This is a genomic window from Cryobacterium sp. TS_SC_7 (assembly GCF_056156285.1).
Map to the genome: position 1 here is coordinate 3,196,881 of NZ_CM149589.1, position 13,794 is coordinate 3,210,674.

Genomic DNA, 13,794 nt, shown 5'->3' on the forward strand with positions numbered 1-13,794 from the left:
GATTCGGGGGCTAACCCCATGGGCGCCGGCACGGATGCTCCGTAGTGTCGGTGGGAGAGTGGCATCCGCTGCTCCCCACCGAACCATCGAACGGAGAACCACCCATGTCACGCATCGCTCCCGACCAGGCGCCGGCCTACACCGCCGAACCCCTCCCCGCGGCGAGCAGCCCCCTGGCCGTGTCCAGCCTCGTGCTCGGCCTCGTGTCGATCCTCGCCGGCTGGACCTTCCTCGTGCCCATCGCGGGCCTCGTCGCCGGCATCCTCGCCCTCGGCCGGGAACCGCAGGCGCGCACCCTCGCGATCTGGGGCATCGTGCTCAACGCGGTGCTGCTGGCCGGCTCGCTGCTGCTGGTGCTGCTGGCACTGGCGCTCGGACTGCTGGCCCTGCCGTTCGCGTTCCTGATCTGACGTACGGCAGCCCAACGCTGCACTCCTACTCCAGGAAGCCCCGCAGCAGCAGGGCGGTGCCGGCCAGATGCTCGGCCATCGCCTGCGCGGCGGCATCGGGCCGGCCGGTCAGGATCGCGGTCACGATCTGCTCGTGCTGCCGGTCCGAGTGCGCGATGTTCGGGCCGAGCGACGGGATGCTGTCGAGCAGCTCGTTCACCCGCATCCGGACCTCGGCCAGCAGCGGCACCAGCGACGGGGCGCCGGCCAGCTCGCCGATCGTGAGATGCAGCCTCGAGTCCAGGCGGCGATAGTCCTCGCCGGTGGCGCCGATCGAATCGGCCAGGCTGTTCCACAGCACCTCGCGCTCGGCGGGGGACAGGGTGCGTGCGGCGGCGTGCCGGGCGGCGCCCTCCTCTAGGATCTCCCGCAGGGCGAGCGCATCCTCGATCTCGGCCACGGGGATGTCCCGGCGTGCCGCCAGGCCGCCCTCGGCGCCCGGGCCGGGGGTCTGCCGGGGGAGGGACTCGCTCACGAAAGTGCCGCCGTAGCGGCCGCGCCGGGAGACCAGGTAGCCGGCCTCGGCCAGGGACGCGATCGCATCCCGCAACGTGTCCCGGCTCACGGCGAGCATGGTCGAGAGTTCACGTTCGGCGGGAAGCCGCTCACCGGGTGCGATCAGGCCGAGACGAACGGTCTGCAACAGCCGCTGCACCGTCTCCTCGAAGGCGTTGCCGCTGTGCACGGGGCGCAGCAGCAGTCCGCTGTCGAGTCCGGGCTGTTCGTCGTCGGTCACTGTCCTGGTCCTGGCTTCTGGTCGGTCTCCCATCCCATCACGGTTTGCCTGCCCTCCCGGACCGCTACATCGGCGTCACGTAGGCCGAGCTGATGCCGCCGTCGACCAGGAACGTGGAGCCCGTGATGAATGACGAGTCGTCGCTGGCCAGGAAGGCCACCGCGGCCGCGAGCTCCTCGGGTTCCGCGAATCGCCCGACCGGGATGTGCACCAGGCGGCGGGCAGCGCGTTCCGGGTCTTTCGCGAACAGTTCCTGCAGCAGCGGGGTGTTCACCGGGCCGGGGCAGAGGGCGTTGACCCGGATGCCCTGGCGCGCGAATTGCACACCCAGCTCGCGGCTGAGCGCGAGCACTCCGCCCTTCGAGGCGGTGTACGAGATCTGGCTGGTGGCGGAGCCGAGCACGGCCACGAACGAGGCGGTGTTGATGATCGACCCTCGCCCCTGCTTCACCATGTAGCGCAGGGCGGACCGGCAGCACAGGTACACCGACTTCAGGTTGACGTCCTGCACCCGCTGCCAGGCGGGCAGCTCGGTCGTCTCGATCGAGTCGTCGTCGGGTGGGGAGATGCCGGCATTGTTGAATGCCACGTCGACGGCGCCGTAGGTGAGGTACGCGGTATCGAAGAGTGCGTTGACCTCGTCCTCGTCGGTCACGTCCACCTTCACGAAGAGGCAGTCGAGCAGGTCGGCGGCCGCGAGCCCGGCTGTCTCGTCGAGGTCGCCGATCACGACCGTCGCTCCTTCCGCGGCGAACCGCTTCGCGGTGGCCAGGCCGATGCCGCTGGCGCCGCCGGTGATCACGGCGACGCGGCCCGCGAGCCGCTGGGTGAGGTCGATGGGGGTGAGGCTGCTCATGCTGACTCCTTGAATGAAATCGGGGATCGGGGGGGGGGGGTGACGAGGATGCGGGCTCAGTCGACGGCGATGAAGACGTTCTTGGTCTCGGTGAACGAGAGCGGGGCGTCCGGGCCCAGTTCCCGGCCGAGGCCCGACTGCTTGAATCCGCCGAACGGGGTGGAGTAGCGCACCGAGGAGTGCGAGTTGACCGACAGGTTCCCGGACTCCACGGCTCGGGCCACCCGGATCGCCCGGCCCACGTCCCGCGTCCAGATCGAGCCGGAGAGACCGTAGTCGGTGTCATTGGCGAGACTCACGGCATCCTCTTCCCCGTCGAAGGGCAGCACGGTGACGACGGGTCCGAAGATCTCGTCGGTGACCGAGCGGTCGGTACGGGAGTCCGGCGTGAGCACGGTCGGCGGGAACCAGAAGCCCGGGCCGGTCGGAGCGCTGCCGCGGAACGCGACGGGAGAGCCCTCCGGAACATAGGCCGAGACCGCAGCGTGGTGCGCGGCCGAGACGAGCGGCCCCATCTCGGTGCCCTCGTCGGCGGGATCGCCCACGCGCACGGCGGCGACGGCCGGTTCGAGCAGTTCCAGGAACCGGTCATAGACGCGTCGTTCCACCAGGATGCGGCTGCGGGCGCAGCAGTCCTGGCCGGCGTTCTCGAACACCCCGGACGGCGCCGCGGCGGCGGCCTTCTCCAGGTCGGAGTCGGCGAAGACGATGTTGGCGCTCTTGCCGCCGAGTTCCAGGGTGACCCGTTTGACCTGGGCGGCGCAGCCGGCCATGATCCGCTTGCCCACAGCGGTCGACCCGGTGAACACGACCTTCCGCACCTGGGGGTGGGTCACGAACCGTTCGCCGACCACCGAACCGCGGCCGGGCAGCACCTGGAACAAACCCTCCGGCAGGCCGGCCTCCCGGGCCAGTTCGCCCAGACGGATGCTGGAGAGCGGCGTCCATTCCGCCGGCTTCAGCAGCACGGCGTTGCCGGCCGCGAGGGCGGGGGCGAATCCCCAGGCCGCGATGGTCATCGGGAAGTTCCATGGGGTGATGATGCCGACCACACCCAACGGCTCCTGGAAGGTGAGGTCGAGCCCGCCGGACACCGGGATCTGGCGGCCGAACAGGCGCTCGGGGGCGGCGGAGTAGTAGGTGAGCACGTCGCGCACATGGCCGGCCTCCCAGCGGGCCTGGCTGATCGGATGCCCCGAGTTGGCCATTTCGATGCGGGCCAGGTTCTCCCGGTCCCCGTCCACGGCCTCCGCGAAGCGGCGCAGCACGGCGGCCTTGTCGGCGGGGGCCACCCGGGCCCAGAGCCGTTGCGCGGCCACCGCCCGCACGACCGCCTCGTCGGTCGCATCCGTGTCGAGGTGTTCGACCACGGCTCCCGGTGTCTCGTCGGCCGGATTGATGACGGTGTAGCTGCTCACGGGTGGTCCCTTTCCTGGCGGTTCGACTGTTCCCGGTCGGTCCGGTAGCGGGCCGCCGCGTCGACGAGGCCCGCGAAGATGCGCAGGTCCTCGTGCTGCTCCGGATGCCACTGCACGGCCACCCCGAACGGAACGCCGGTGAGTTCCACGGCCTGCACCACTCCGTCCCCGGTGCGTGCGGTCACGGAGAGGCCGGCGCCGACCCGGTCGATGGACTGGTGGTGGTAGACGGGAACGGGCAGCGGCACATCGACGGCGTCCAGCAGCCCGTGCAGCTTCGAGTGCGGTTCAACGTGCACGTCCACAATCGTGAACACGCCGTTGCCGGTCTGGTAGTCACCATGGCCGATGACGTCGGGCAGGTGCTGGTGCAGGGTGCCGCCCTGCGCGATGTTGAGCATCTGGGCGCCGCGGCAGATGCCGAGCAGCGGCAGCTCCCGGGCGATGGCCCGGTGGATCAGCTCGTGTTCCCACGCGTCACGGTCCGGCCGGGGCTCATCCGTGGCCACGTGCGCCGCCTGGCCGTAGCGGGCCGGGTCGACATCCTTGCCGCCGGTGATCACCAGCCCGTCAAGGCCGTCGAGCACCCGGTCGGCGATGGCCGCGTCCACGGGTTGAGGCGGCAGCAGCACAGCGATGCCGCCCGCCTGGATGACGGAGTCGAAGTAGACCCGAGGCAGGAAGGCAGCGGGCACGTCCCAGACACCGGTCCGGGACTGCTCCAGATAGGTGGTCAGGCCGATGATGGGGCGAGATGAGCGGGGTTCAGAGACGTTCCCGGGATCAGAGGCGTTCAAAACCGCGCACCCGCTCCCAGTCGGTGACCGCCGCGTCGTAGGCCTCCAGCTCGATCCGGGCGTTGTTGAGATAGTGGTCGACGACCTCATCGCCGAACGCCTCCCGGGCGACCACCGAGGTTGCGAACAGAGCGGCGGCCTCCCGCAGTGAGGCCGGCACGCGTTCCGCGTCGCTCTCGTAGGCGTTTCCGACGAAGACGTCGTCCAGTTCGAGTTCGTTCTCGATGCCGTAGAGGCCGGCCGCGATGAGGGCGGCCACGGCCAGGTACTGGTTCACGTCGCCGCCCGGAACCCGGTTCTCCACCCGCAGGCCGAGGCCGGCACCGACCACGCGCAGGGCACAGGTGCGGTTGTCGATTCCCCAGGCGATGGCGGTCGGTGCGAAGCTGCCGCTGACGTAGCGCTTGTACGAGTTGATGTTCGGTGCTGAGAAGAGGGTCAGCTCACGCATCACCGCGAGCTGACCGGCGAGGAAGTGGCGGAACAACGGAGACATGCCGTAATCGGCATCCTTCTCGGCGAAGACGGCGGACCCGTCGGTGCCGCGCAGGCTGATGTGGATGTGGCAGCTGTTGCCCTCCCGCTCGTTGAACTTGGCCATGAAGGTCAGGCTCTTGCCGTGGGCGTCCGCGATCTCCTTGGCCCCGTTCTTGTAGATCGAGTGGTTGTCGCAGGTGGCCAGGGCGTCGGTGTACCGGAACGCGATCTCCTGCTGGCCCAGGTTGCATTCGCCTTTGACGCCCTCGCAGTACATGCCGGCGCCGTCCATGGCGTTACGGATGTCCCGCAGCAACGGCTCCATCCGGGTGGAGCCGAGCAGGGCGTAGTCGATGTTGTAGTCGCTGGCCGGGGTCAGGTCGCGGTAACCCTTCTTCCAGGCCTCGCGATAACCGTCGTCGAAGACGATGAACTCCAGCTCGGTGCCCACGTAGGGAACGAGCCCGCGATCCGCCAGGCGCGCCAGCTGCGCCTTCAGGATCTGGCGCGGGGACGCCACGACCGGGGTCTTGTCGAGCCACTGCAGGTCGGCCGTGACGAGGGCGGCACCGGGCAGCCACGGCGCCCGGCGCAACGTGCCGAGGTCGGGGATCATGGCCATGTCGCCGTAGCCGCGCCGCCAGCTCGACATCTCATAGCCGTCCACCGTGTTCATCTCCACGTCGACCGCGAGCAGGTAGTTGCAGCATTCCGCGCCGTGGCTCGCCACGTCTTCCAGGAAGAGCCGCGCCGAGACCCGCTTGCCCACCAGCCGCCCCTGCATGTCGGTGAAGGCAACGACGATCGTGTCGATTTCACCGGCCCGCACCAGTGCCGTGAGGTCTTCGAGCGTGAGATTTCCGGAACTGAGTGTCATCAACTTCTCCTCATCGAGGCGGTCAAATCGAGAACTTCCGACCATTAGACCACACATCGCGCACGCGGCCACGGCCAATTTATCCGTACGATCCCGCCGGAAACGGGACCATAAAGGTATGTACACACCACCATTGGAGCCCTATAGTCATGCCAAGAAAACTCACGGCGTTGCCGCTCGTCTGCCGAGGCGCGCAACCAGAGCGCAAAGGAAACCAGGATGTCCAAAGACACCTTGAACGTCTCGGGCGTGACCTACACGACGGCTGAGGCAGGCTACTTCGAGAAACGCAAGCTCAAGCGCACCGCCGGCATCTGGGGATTGTGGGGCCTGGCTGTCGCCGCGGTCATCTCCGGAGACTTCTCGGGCTGGAACTTCGGCATCGACTTCGCCGGCTTCGGCGGGATGCTGATCGCCTTCGCCCTGTTGATCGTCATGTACTACGGCATGATCTTCGCGATCGGTGAGATGGCATCGGCGATGCCGCACACGGGCGGGGCCTACTCCTTCGCCCGGGCGGCACTCGGGCCGTGGGGCGGCTTCGTCACCGGGCTGGCCGAGACCATCGAATATGTCGCGACCACCGCCGTGATCGTGTACTTCTCGGCGTCCTACGCCGACGGCATCACGAGTGAGTTGCTCGGAGTCTCGTTGCCTGCCTGGGCGTGGTGGGCCATCCTCTATGCCGTGTTCATCGGCCTGAACGCGGCCGGCGCCGCGATCTCGTTCCGGTTCGCGATCGTGGTCTCGATCGTCTCCATCGGCATCCTGCTGGTGTTCTCCGTGATGGCGGCCTTCTCCGGCCTGTTCAGCGTCGACAACCTGTTCGATATCGCCCCGGAGGCCGGCCAGTCCGAATTCCTGCCGTTCGGTGTGGTGCCGATCCTGTTCGCGCTGCCCTACGCCATGTGGTTCTTCCTCGGCATCGAGGAGCTCCCGCTGGCCGCGGAGGAGGCGCACGACCCGGTGCGGGACATCCCGCGAGCTGGTCTCATCGCCCGTTCGACCCTCATCGTCACCGGCATCCTCGTGCTGGTGCTCAACACCGGAATCGTCGGGGCGTCGAACATCGCCACCGCCGGGGAGCCTCTGCTCGACGGCTTCCGGGCGATGGTCGGCGACGAGGCCGCCGCCGTGCTCGCCCTGTTCGCACTGGTCGGACTGCTGGCCTCCCTGCAGGGAATCATGTTCGCCTACGGACGCAACATGTACTCCCTCTCGCGGGCCGGCTACTACCCGAAGTTCCTCTCCCTGACCGGCCGCCGCCAGACCCCCGCCGTGGCGCTGCTCGTGGGGGCCCTGATCGGCTTCGTGGCCCTGATCCTCGTCGACGCGCTCGGCGGCACCGGCGGCGTCGCCGGGGCGATCGTGCTGAACATCGCCGTCTGGGGGGCCGTGATCGCCTACATCCTGCAGATGATCTCGTTCGTCGTGCTGCGCAAGAAGTACCCGAACGCGAACCGGCCGTACCGCAGCCCGTGGGGTGTTCCCGGGGCCGTGATCGCCGGCATCCTCTCCCTGGCCATCTTCTTCGGGTTCTTCATCAATGAGCCGGCCCGCCCGGCGATCGCGGCGGTGGCCGTGGTCTACGTGGTCATGCTGCTGATCTTCGCGCTCTACGGGCGCAAGCGCCTCGTGCTCTCTCCGGAGGAGGAGTACGCGGTGTCCGGCGGCCTGCACGGCGACCCGCAGAAGGAAGGGTACGGCGGCACAGTGGAGGAGCAACTACTGGCTCTCGACGGCCGGGACGACTCGACCGCGCCGTAACCCGGGGTGATGGTCGCTCGGCGACCCGGGCACCCCGGGTGCTCCCGCCGCGGCAGATCGCCGGGCTGACCAGACGGGGAACGGTCAGCGGCCGACCCGGGGGCGCTGGACCCGGTTGAGCCCCGCCCGGTGCAGCCGCATCGCGGACCGGGTTGCGTGCCGGCGCCACGGGTTGTCCGCCGGCCAGTCCTGCAGGAACGTGCGGCCGCCCCATCGTGCCCGGCGGGCGAAGCCGCTCCAGGTGTCGAAGGGGCGGCCGGAGATGGCGACCCGCAGCGTGGGGTCGTACCGCACCTTCACCATCGGACTCAGGTTCAGGCTCAGGTCGAGGTCGTCGTGGATGTCGTCACGGTCGCGGTGGACCCGCAGGCGGGCCTCCAGCCAGACAGCCCGGCGCATGGCGAAATTCGAGCCGAAAACCGGGCGGTGGCCCAGCCAGAACAGCGTCCAGAAGAAGTAGCCGCCGATATAGAAGGTGCCGCCCAGCCAGGCCACGAGCGGGCTGCAATCGTAGAAATCACCGGGTCCGGTGACCAGGTCCGTCCGGGGGGAGTCCACCAGGGCAGACTCGATCCGTGCCAGCCAGTCAGCCGGCGGCACGGAGTCGGCGTCGAGCCGGGCGATCACGTCACCCGTTGCCGCGTCGTAGCCGGCCGCCGCCGCCGGCCAGATGCCCCGCTGCGGTAGACGCACGACCCGGGCGCCGGCGGAGAGTGCGATCTCCGCCGAGGCATCCGTGCTCGCATTGTCGACGACGATCACCTCGTCGGGCGAGCGGTCCTGCCGAGCCAGGGCGTCGAGGCACTTCTCCAGGAAAACCGCGTCGTTGTAGCAGGGGATCACAACGGATATCGTCATCCGGCCTGCTTTCCTTCGCGTGGGAGCGCAGCTGTCGTGCTGTTCGGACATTGTGCGCCCGGTCAGATCGCGCGGCAGTGCGTGGTCAGGAATCCGATCTTGTCGATCGTGATCGTCACGGTCGAGCCGTCGCGCAGGAAGACCGGCGGCTTGCGGCTGTAGCCCGCGCCACCCGGGCTGCCGGTGGAGATCAGCGTGCCCGGCAGCAGGGTGGCGGTGCTGGAGAGGTAGGAGATGATCTCGGCGACCGAGCGCACCATGTCACCGCTCGAGGCATCCTGCAGGACGCGGCCGTCGACGTGGGTGGTGAGCCACAGGTCCTGCGGGTCGGCGATCTGGTCGGCCGTGATGACGACCGGCCCGGTGGGAGTGAAGCCGTCGAATGACTTGCACCGTGACCACTGCGCTTCGGAGAACTGCAGGTCGCGCGCCGTGATGTCGTTGACGACCGTGTAGCCGAAGACGTGATCGAGGGCGTCCGCCACCGACACGTGGTGGGCGGCCGTGCCGATGATCACGCCGAGTTCGGCCTCGTAGTCGACCTGGCCGGTCAGGTCGGTCGGCCACGTGATCGTGGCTTCATGCCCGGTGAGGGAGTTGGGCCAGAGCGAGAACACGGTCGCGGCCGTCTCGACGCGCAGTTTCAGCTCGGAGGAGTGGGCGGCGTAGTTCGCGCCGATCGCGATGATCTGCGGCGGGCGCAGCACGGCGGACGAGTAGCGCAGTTCGCTGAGCGGGGTGAGGGTGGCTCCCTGCGCTGCGGCGTTCTGGCTCAGGGCACGCACCCGGTCGTACTCGTCGGAGCCCTTTTCGATCAGGTCCTGCAGGTCGCGGGGGGCCTCGTCCATGATCTCGTCGAGGAACAGGGCAGCCTCGTCGAAAACGGCGGCGAGACGCGGAGTGGATTGACCTTCAACTCTGAGGTGGGCGAATTTCACCTCTTCAGGCTAGCTGGCCGGGGAGAGGTCCCGGTTCGCGGCGCTCGTCGTGGCGCTCGTCGTTGCGCTCGCCGCGCGCCACAGGTGCATGCCGGCATAGCTGCGCCACGGTGCCCAGGCGGCCCCGTGACGGGCGAGGTGGCGGGCATCCGCAGGCAGGCCGAGCCGCCCGGCCCCCTGCCGCAGGGCCAGGTCGCTGGTCAGCAGGATGTCCGGGGTCCCCAGCACGCGCAGGGCCACGTAGCCGGCCGTCCACGGCCCGATCCCGGCCAGAGCCATCAGCCGGCTCTCGAGGTCTTCCCGGCTCTGACCGAACGAGAGCACCAGGTCCCCCGTGCGGAGCGCCTCCGCCACCCGGATGATCGCGTCGACCCGGCTGGCCGGGCCGCGCAGCACGGTGCGTCCCTCGGCCGCGATCCGCTCGGCGGTCGGGAACAACCGGGTGAGAGGTGCGGAGTGCCCGGCCTGGGCGCTGCCGGCGGTGTGTGCGTCACGGTCGGCTGCGCCGTCGGCCGCGCTGTCGGTCGCGCTGTCGGCCGTGTCCGCGCCGGGGAACGGCTCGCCGAGCGCCTCGGCCAGCCGGGTCAGCACCGTGCGGGCGGCGGCCACGGACACCTGCTGGCCGATCAGTGCGCGAAACAGCGTTTCCTCCGGGTCGAGGCTGCCGGGCACGCGCATCCCGGGCGTGGCCGCGACCCCGGCCGCGAGGTGCGGGTCCCCGGACAGCGCCCGGTCGATCGCCTGCGAATCCGCGTCCAGGTCCAGGAGCCGGCGCACCCGGCTGACGAGCGGGGCCAGGTCGGCGAGGCTGGTCAGACGGGCACGGCAGGTGACGCCCGGTGCGGACGGCGGCCCCGTCAGGGCCAGCTCCACCGTCGCGGGGCCGGCCGGCAGGCGCAGCGTGCGCGCGTAGCGGGCATCCGTCGCCTGCTCCACCCCGGCGAGCGCCCGTGCGGCCAAAAAGCGCAGCACCCCCACCCCGTCGAACGGAGCCCGGGCCACCAGCTGCAAACTGATCCCCGTCCCGCCCCCCGTCCCGCCCCCGCCGTCCACCACCTCGCGAGAGCGCACTATCTGCCCCTTCGGGGACGCTGAGGGGGCAGATAGTGCGCTCTCGCGGCCGGGGGGCTTCGCGGGGGAGTAGGCGCGGCGCAACTCGGTCGGGGTGCGCTCATAGACGGCGGCGATGGTGTCGTTGAACTGGCGCACGCTGCCGAACCCGGCGGCGAAGGCCACGTCGGTGATCGGGACATCCGTGCCGACCAACAGCATCCGGGCGGTCTGCGCGCGGTGCGCCCGGGCGAGTGCGAGCGGCCCGGCGCCGAGTTCGGAGACGAGCACGCGGGTGAGGTGGCGCTCGCTGTAGCCGAGGCGACGGGCGAGCCCGGGTACGCCCTCCCGTTCGACCAGGCCGTCTCCGATCAGCCGCATGGCCCGGGCCGCCAGGTCGTCACGGATGTCCCATTCCGGCGACCCGGGGACGGCGTCGGGCAGGCAGCGTTTGCAAGCCCGCAGGCCGGCCTCGTGCGCGGCCGCGCTGGTCAGGTAGAACGACACATTCGACGGCTTCGGCGTGGCGGCCGGGCAGCTGGGCCGGCAGTAGATCCCGGTGGAGTGCACGCCCGTGATGAACTGCCCGTCGAAGCGGGAGTCCCGGGAGGACATGGCACGGTACCGTTCGGCGAAGGCCGGGTCGGGCACGGCGGGGCGGGTGCTGGTCACCGGTCCAGCCTGACACCGTCGACGGATGCGCACCAGCGGGAATCGGCCACGGCCGACCCTCGGCGCGGTGCCGGTGTCGCTGCCGGTACTGTGGGCCCATGACCGCACTGGAGCGCCTACAGGCCGAGCTCGGCACCCACGTCAGCGTCGATCCGGCGGAGCTCGCCGCCACGCGCACCGACAAGTCGGGATGGGTGGCCCCGGGGATGCCGCTCGCGATCGTGCACGCGGCATCCGCCCGGCACGTGCAGGCCACGCTGCGCATCGCAGCCGAAGACCGCATCCCGGTGATCACCCGCGGTGCGGGTACGGGTTTGGCCGGGGGAGCGTGCGGCACGAACGGAAGCATCGTGCTGAGCCTCGCGCGAATGAACCGGATCGTCCTGATCCGGCCGGAGGACGAGTTGGCCGTGGTCGAACCGGGCGTGCTGAACGGCGACCTCAACGCCGCCCTCGCCGCCCACGGACTGTGGTTCGCGCCCGACCCGGCGAGCCGGGCGATCTCCACGGTGGGCGGCAACATCGCCACGAACGCGGGCGGGTTGCTCTGCGCCAAATACGGCGTGACCCGGGAGGCGGTGCTGGCGCTCACGGTGGTGCTCGCCGACGGCAGCCTGCTGAAGACCGGGCGAGCCACCGTCAAGGGCGTCACGGGTTACGACCTGACCGCCCTGCTGACCGGCTCGGAGGGCACTCTCGGCGTGATCGTCGAGGCCACCGTGCGGGCACGGGCCGTGCCCGCGGGCGAGACCGTCACGATCGGCGCCGTGTTCCCCGACGTGGCGCAGGCGGCCGCGGCATCCGCTCTCGTCACGGCGGCCCGGCTTCGCCCGGCCGTGATGGAACTGATCGATCCGGTGGCCCTGGCCCTGATCGTGGCCTACCTCGGCCCCGAGCTCACGGACGGAGTCCCGGCGGGAGGTGCGTTCCTGCTGGTGCAGACGGATGGCCCGGCGAGCCAGGCCGAGGCGCAGCAAGCCGTGGCCGTGCTGCGCGCTGCGGGCGGGGAGGTGCGCGTGTCCAGTGATGCCGCATCCGCCGATCGTCTGTTGGCGGTGCGCCGGGCAGCGCACCCGGCGCTCGCCGCCCACGGCGAGGTTCTGATCGAGGATGTCTGCGTGCCCAGATCCCGGCTCGCCGACATGTTCGGGCGGATCGCCGAGATCAGCGCCCGCACGGGCATCCCGATCCCCACCGTGGCTCATGCCGGCGACGGTAACCTGCACCCCAACTTCGTGATTCCCGTCGACCCGCACCGGGGCAACGCGGAGCCGGTCGTGCCCGAGGCGGTGTGGGCCGCGGCCGGTGAGCTCTTCCGTGCCGCCCTCGAACTGGGTGGCACCCTCACGGGCGAGCACGGGGTCGGGCAGCTGAAGCGCCGCTGGCTGGCCGAGGAGCTCGGCGACCAGAGCTTTGCACTGCAACGCCAGATCAAGGCCGTATTCGACCCGCTCGGCATCCTCAACCCCGGCACGATGTTCGAGGTCTGAGCGCGCCGATAGTCTGGTGGGCATGACCCACGAGCCTCCTGCGGCGCACTCCGCCGCCCCGCACGAGCATCCGGCCGGCCCCGCGCCGGCGGCCGTGCAGCCGGCCGCCCAGCCGGTGCGTCCGGTCTGGACCGCCCCGGTGCGCCGCACCCGTCCCGGCCTCGTCGCGCTGGCGATCGTCGGCATCGTCATCGCGGCGGCCGCGCTGTTCCTGGTTTTCGTGTACCTGGCCACCTTCCTGGGTGCCGGCACGCTGCTGGTCGGCCTGATTCTGGCGCTCATCCCGCTGCTGGGCATCCTGCTCGCGGTGCGTTGGATCGACCGCTGGGAACCGGAACCGCGACCGGCCCTCTGGTTCGCCTTCCTCTGGGGTGCCGGGGTGTCCGTCGTGACCGCCCTGCTTTTCGACCTGGGCGTGCAACTGGCCCGGGCCGGCACCGGGTTCAGCGAAACGGATGGCGGTTTCGCCGCGGCCGTCGTTCAAGCGCCCCTCGTCGAGGAGGCAGCCAAGGGCGCCGGGGTGCTGCTGATCTTCTGGGTGTTCCGTCACCGTTTCGACGGGCCCGTCGACGGAGTCGTCTACGCCGCGACGATCGCCGCCGGATTCGCCTTCTCCGAGAACATCCAGTACTTCGGGGTGGCGATGATCGAGGGCGGCGCCGCGAACCTGGGCTTCACGTTCCTGGTGCGCGGCGTGCTGTCCCCGTTCGCGCACGTCATGTTCACCGCCTGCATCGGGATCGCCTGCGGACTGGCGTCCCGGATGCGCCCGGCGGCGGCCGTCGGAACGATCGTGCTGGGGTTCGTCTCGGCGATGTTCCTTCACTTCGTCTGGAACGGCGCCTTCTACCTCGTGGCCGGCGAGTCGCTCGTGGTCTACTACCTGGTCGTGCAGGTTCCCCTGTTCCTGGCCGCGATCGCCGTCGTGATCGTGCTCCGACGCCAGGAGGAACGCGTCACTGCGCTCCGGCTCCGGGAGTACGCGGCGGCAGGCTGGTTCAGCCTCGCCGAGGTGGGCATGCTGGCCACCCGCGGCGGCCGTCGGCAGGCCCGTGCCTGGGCAGCCCGGCAGCCACCGGCCCGCAAACAGGCGATGCGTGATTTCATCCAGAATTCCACCCGCCTCGCCTTCGCCCGGCAACGGATGCTGAACGGAACCTTCGTCAACGTCGACCGGGCCGACGAGTCCGAGCTGCTGGGCCTGATCCAGCGGGATCGGGCCGGTGTGATCGGGCCGGTGTGATCGGACCGGTGTGAGGGCAAAAGGACTCGCCGCCCCGGTGGTGTGGCACTGCCGACAACTCTCCCGGTGCAGCGAGTTCTACTGACATGGTGCGCCTCGTACGTGCGTTCGCGCAAGGGGGAATTCTCGACGTGCGTGCGGGCGCCGAATCCGATTGGATAGGGGG

12 protein-coding genes are annotated in these 13,794 nt (G+C 70.0%); 4 read left to right on the plus strand and 8 right to left on the minus strand.

Going from position 1 to position 13,794, the window contains the following annotated elements:
- The first annotated feature begins 104 nt into the window (after window positions 1-104).
- The gene (locus AC0J5J_RS14685) at window positions 105-410 is read left to right on the plus strand and encodes a hypothetical protein (RefSeq protein WP_241972853.1); all 306 of its coding nucleotides are present in this window, start codon (window positions 105-107) and stop codon (window positions 408-410) included.
- Between the two features lie 25 nt (window positions 411-435).
- Here AC0J5J_RS14685 and AC0J5J_RS14690 read toward each other — a convergent pair whose 3' ends face one another.
- The 5 genes from AC0J5J_RS14690 to AC0J5J_RS14710 form a co-directional block, all read right to left on the minus strand.
- A complete protein-coding gene (locus AC0J5J_RS14690) occupies window positions 436-1,185 on the minus strand; it encodes a FadR/GntR family transcriptional regulator (RefSeq protein ID WP_241972852.1) in 750 nt (249 codons plus the stop codon).
- A 64-nt stretch (window positions 1,186-1,249) separates the two neighbouring features.
- The gene (locus AC0J5J_RS14695; RefSeq protein WP_166785575.1) at window positions 1,250-2,041 is read right to left on the minus strand and encodes a 3-oxoacyl-ACP reductase; all 792 of its coding nucleotides are present in this window, start codon (window positions 2,039-2,041) and stop codon (window positions 1,250-1,252) included.
- A gap of 56 nt (window positions 2,042-2,097) precedes the next feature.
- Window positions 2,098-3,459 (minus strand): aldehyde dehydrogenase family protein, encoded by a 1,362-nt coding sequence (locus AC0J5J_RS14700; protein WP_474898672.1) that lies wholly within the window; start codon window positions 3,457-3,459, stop codon window positions 2,098-2,100.
- The gene (locus AC0J5J_RS14705) at window positions 3,456-4,256 is read right to left on the minus strand and encodes a gamma-glutamyl-gamma-aminobutyrate hydrolase family protein (RefSeq protein WP_474898673.1); all 801 of its coding nucleotides are present in this window, start codon (window positions 4,254-4,256) and stop codon (window positions 3,456-3,458) included. The genes AC0J5J_RS14700 and AC0J5J_RS14705 overlap by 4 nt, the downstream gene beginning before the upstream one ends.
- Window positions 4,243-5,610: a glutamine synthetase family protein gene (locus AC0J5J_RS14710; protein ID WP_474898674.1), complete on the minus strand. Its 1,368-nt coding sequence runs from the start codon at window positions 5,608-5,610 to the stop codon at window positions 4,243-4,245. Before AC0J5J_RS14710 ends, AC0J5J_RS14705 begins: the two co-directional genes overlap by 14 nt.
- 219 nt (window positions 5,611-5,829) lie before the next feature.
- Between AC0J5J_RS14710 and AC0J5J_RS14715 the strand changes: the two genes are divergently transcribed.
- Complete coding sequence (locus AC0J5J_RS14715; protein WP_134425687.1) at window positions 5,830-7,377, plus strand: amino acid permease; 1,548 nt, start codon at window positions 5,830-5,832, stop codon at window positions 7,375-7,377.
- Between the two features lie 84 nt (window positions 7,378-7,461).
- Here AC0J5J_RS14715 and AC0J5J_RS14720 read toward each other — a convergent pair whose 3' ends face one another.
- The 3 genes from AC0J5J_RS14720 to AC0J5J_RS14730 all read right to left on the minus strand — a co-directional run bounded on the left by AC0J5J_RS14720 (window position 7,462) and on the right by AC0J5J_RS14730 (window position 10,838).
- Window positions 7,462-8,235 (minus strand): glycosyltransferase family A protein, encoded by a 774-nt coding sequence (locus tag AC0J5J_RS14720; RefSeq protein WP_474898676.1) that lies wholly within the window; start codon window positions 8,233-8,235, stop codon window positions 7,462-7,464.
- Between the two features lie 62 nt (window positions 8,236-8,297).
- Window positions 8,298-9,173 carry a fumarylacetoacetate hydrolase family protein gene (locus AC0J5J_RS14725; RefSeq protein WP_241972850.1) on the minus strand — a complete coding sequence of 292 codons (876 nt, stop codon included), beginning with the start codon at window positions 9,171-9,173 and terminating at the stop codon, window positions 8,298-8,300.
- A gap of 9 nt (window positions 9,174-9,182) precedes the next feature.
- Window positions 9,183-10,838, minus strand: a complete 1,656-nt coding sequence (locus AC0J5J_RS14730) for a DNA-3-methyladenine glycosylase 2 family protein (RefSeq protein ID WP_474900243.1) — start codon at window positions 10,836-10,838, stop codon at window positions 9,183-9,185.
- 155 nt (window positions 10,839-10,993) lie between these two features.
- On the opposite strand from AC0J5J_RS14730, the gene AC0J5J_RS14735 reads away from it, so the two are divergent.
- Window positions 10,994-12,385 (plus strand): FAD-binding oxidoreductase, encoded by a 1,392-nt coding sequence (locus AC0J5J_RS14735; protein ID WP_474898677.1) that lies wholly within the window; start codon window positions 10,994-10,996, stop codon window positions 12,383-12,385.
- A gap of 22 nt (window positions 12,386-12,407) precedes the next feature.
- Window positions 12,408-13,628 (plus strand): PrsW family intramembrane metalloprotease, encoded by a 1,221-nt coding sequence (locus tag AC0J5J_RS14740; protein ID WP_474898679.1) that lies wholly within the window; start codon window positions 12,408-12,410, stop codon window positions 13,626-13,628.
- Window positions 13,629-13,794 lie beyond the last annotated feature (166 nt).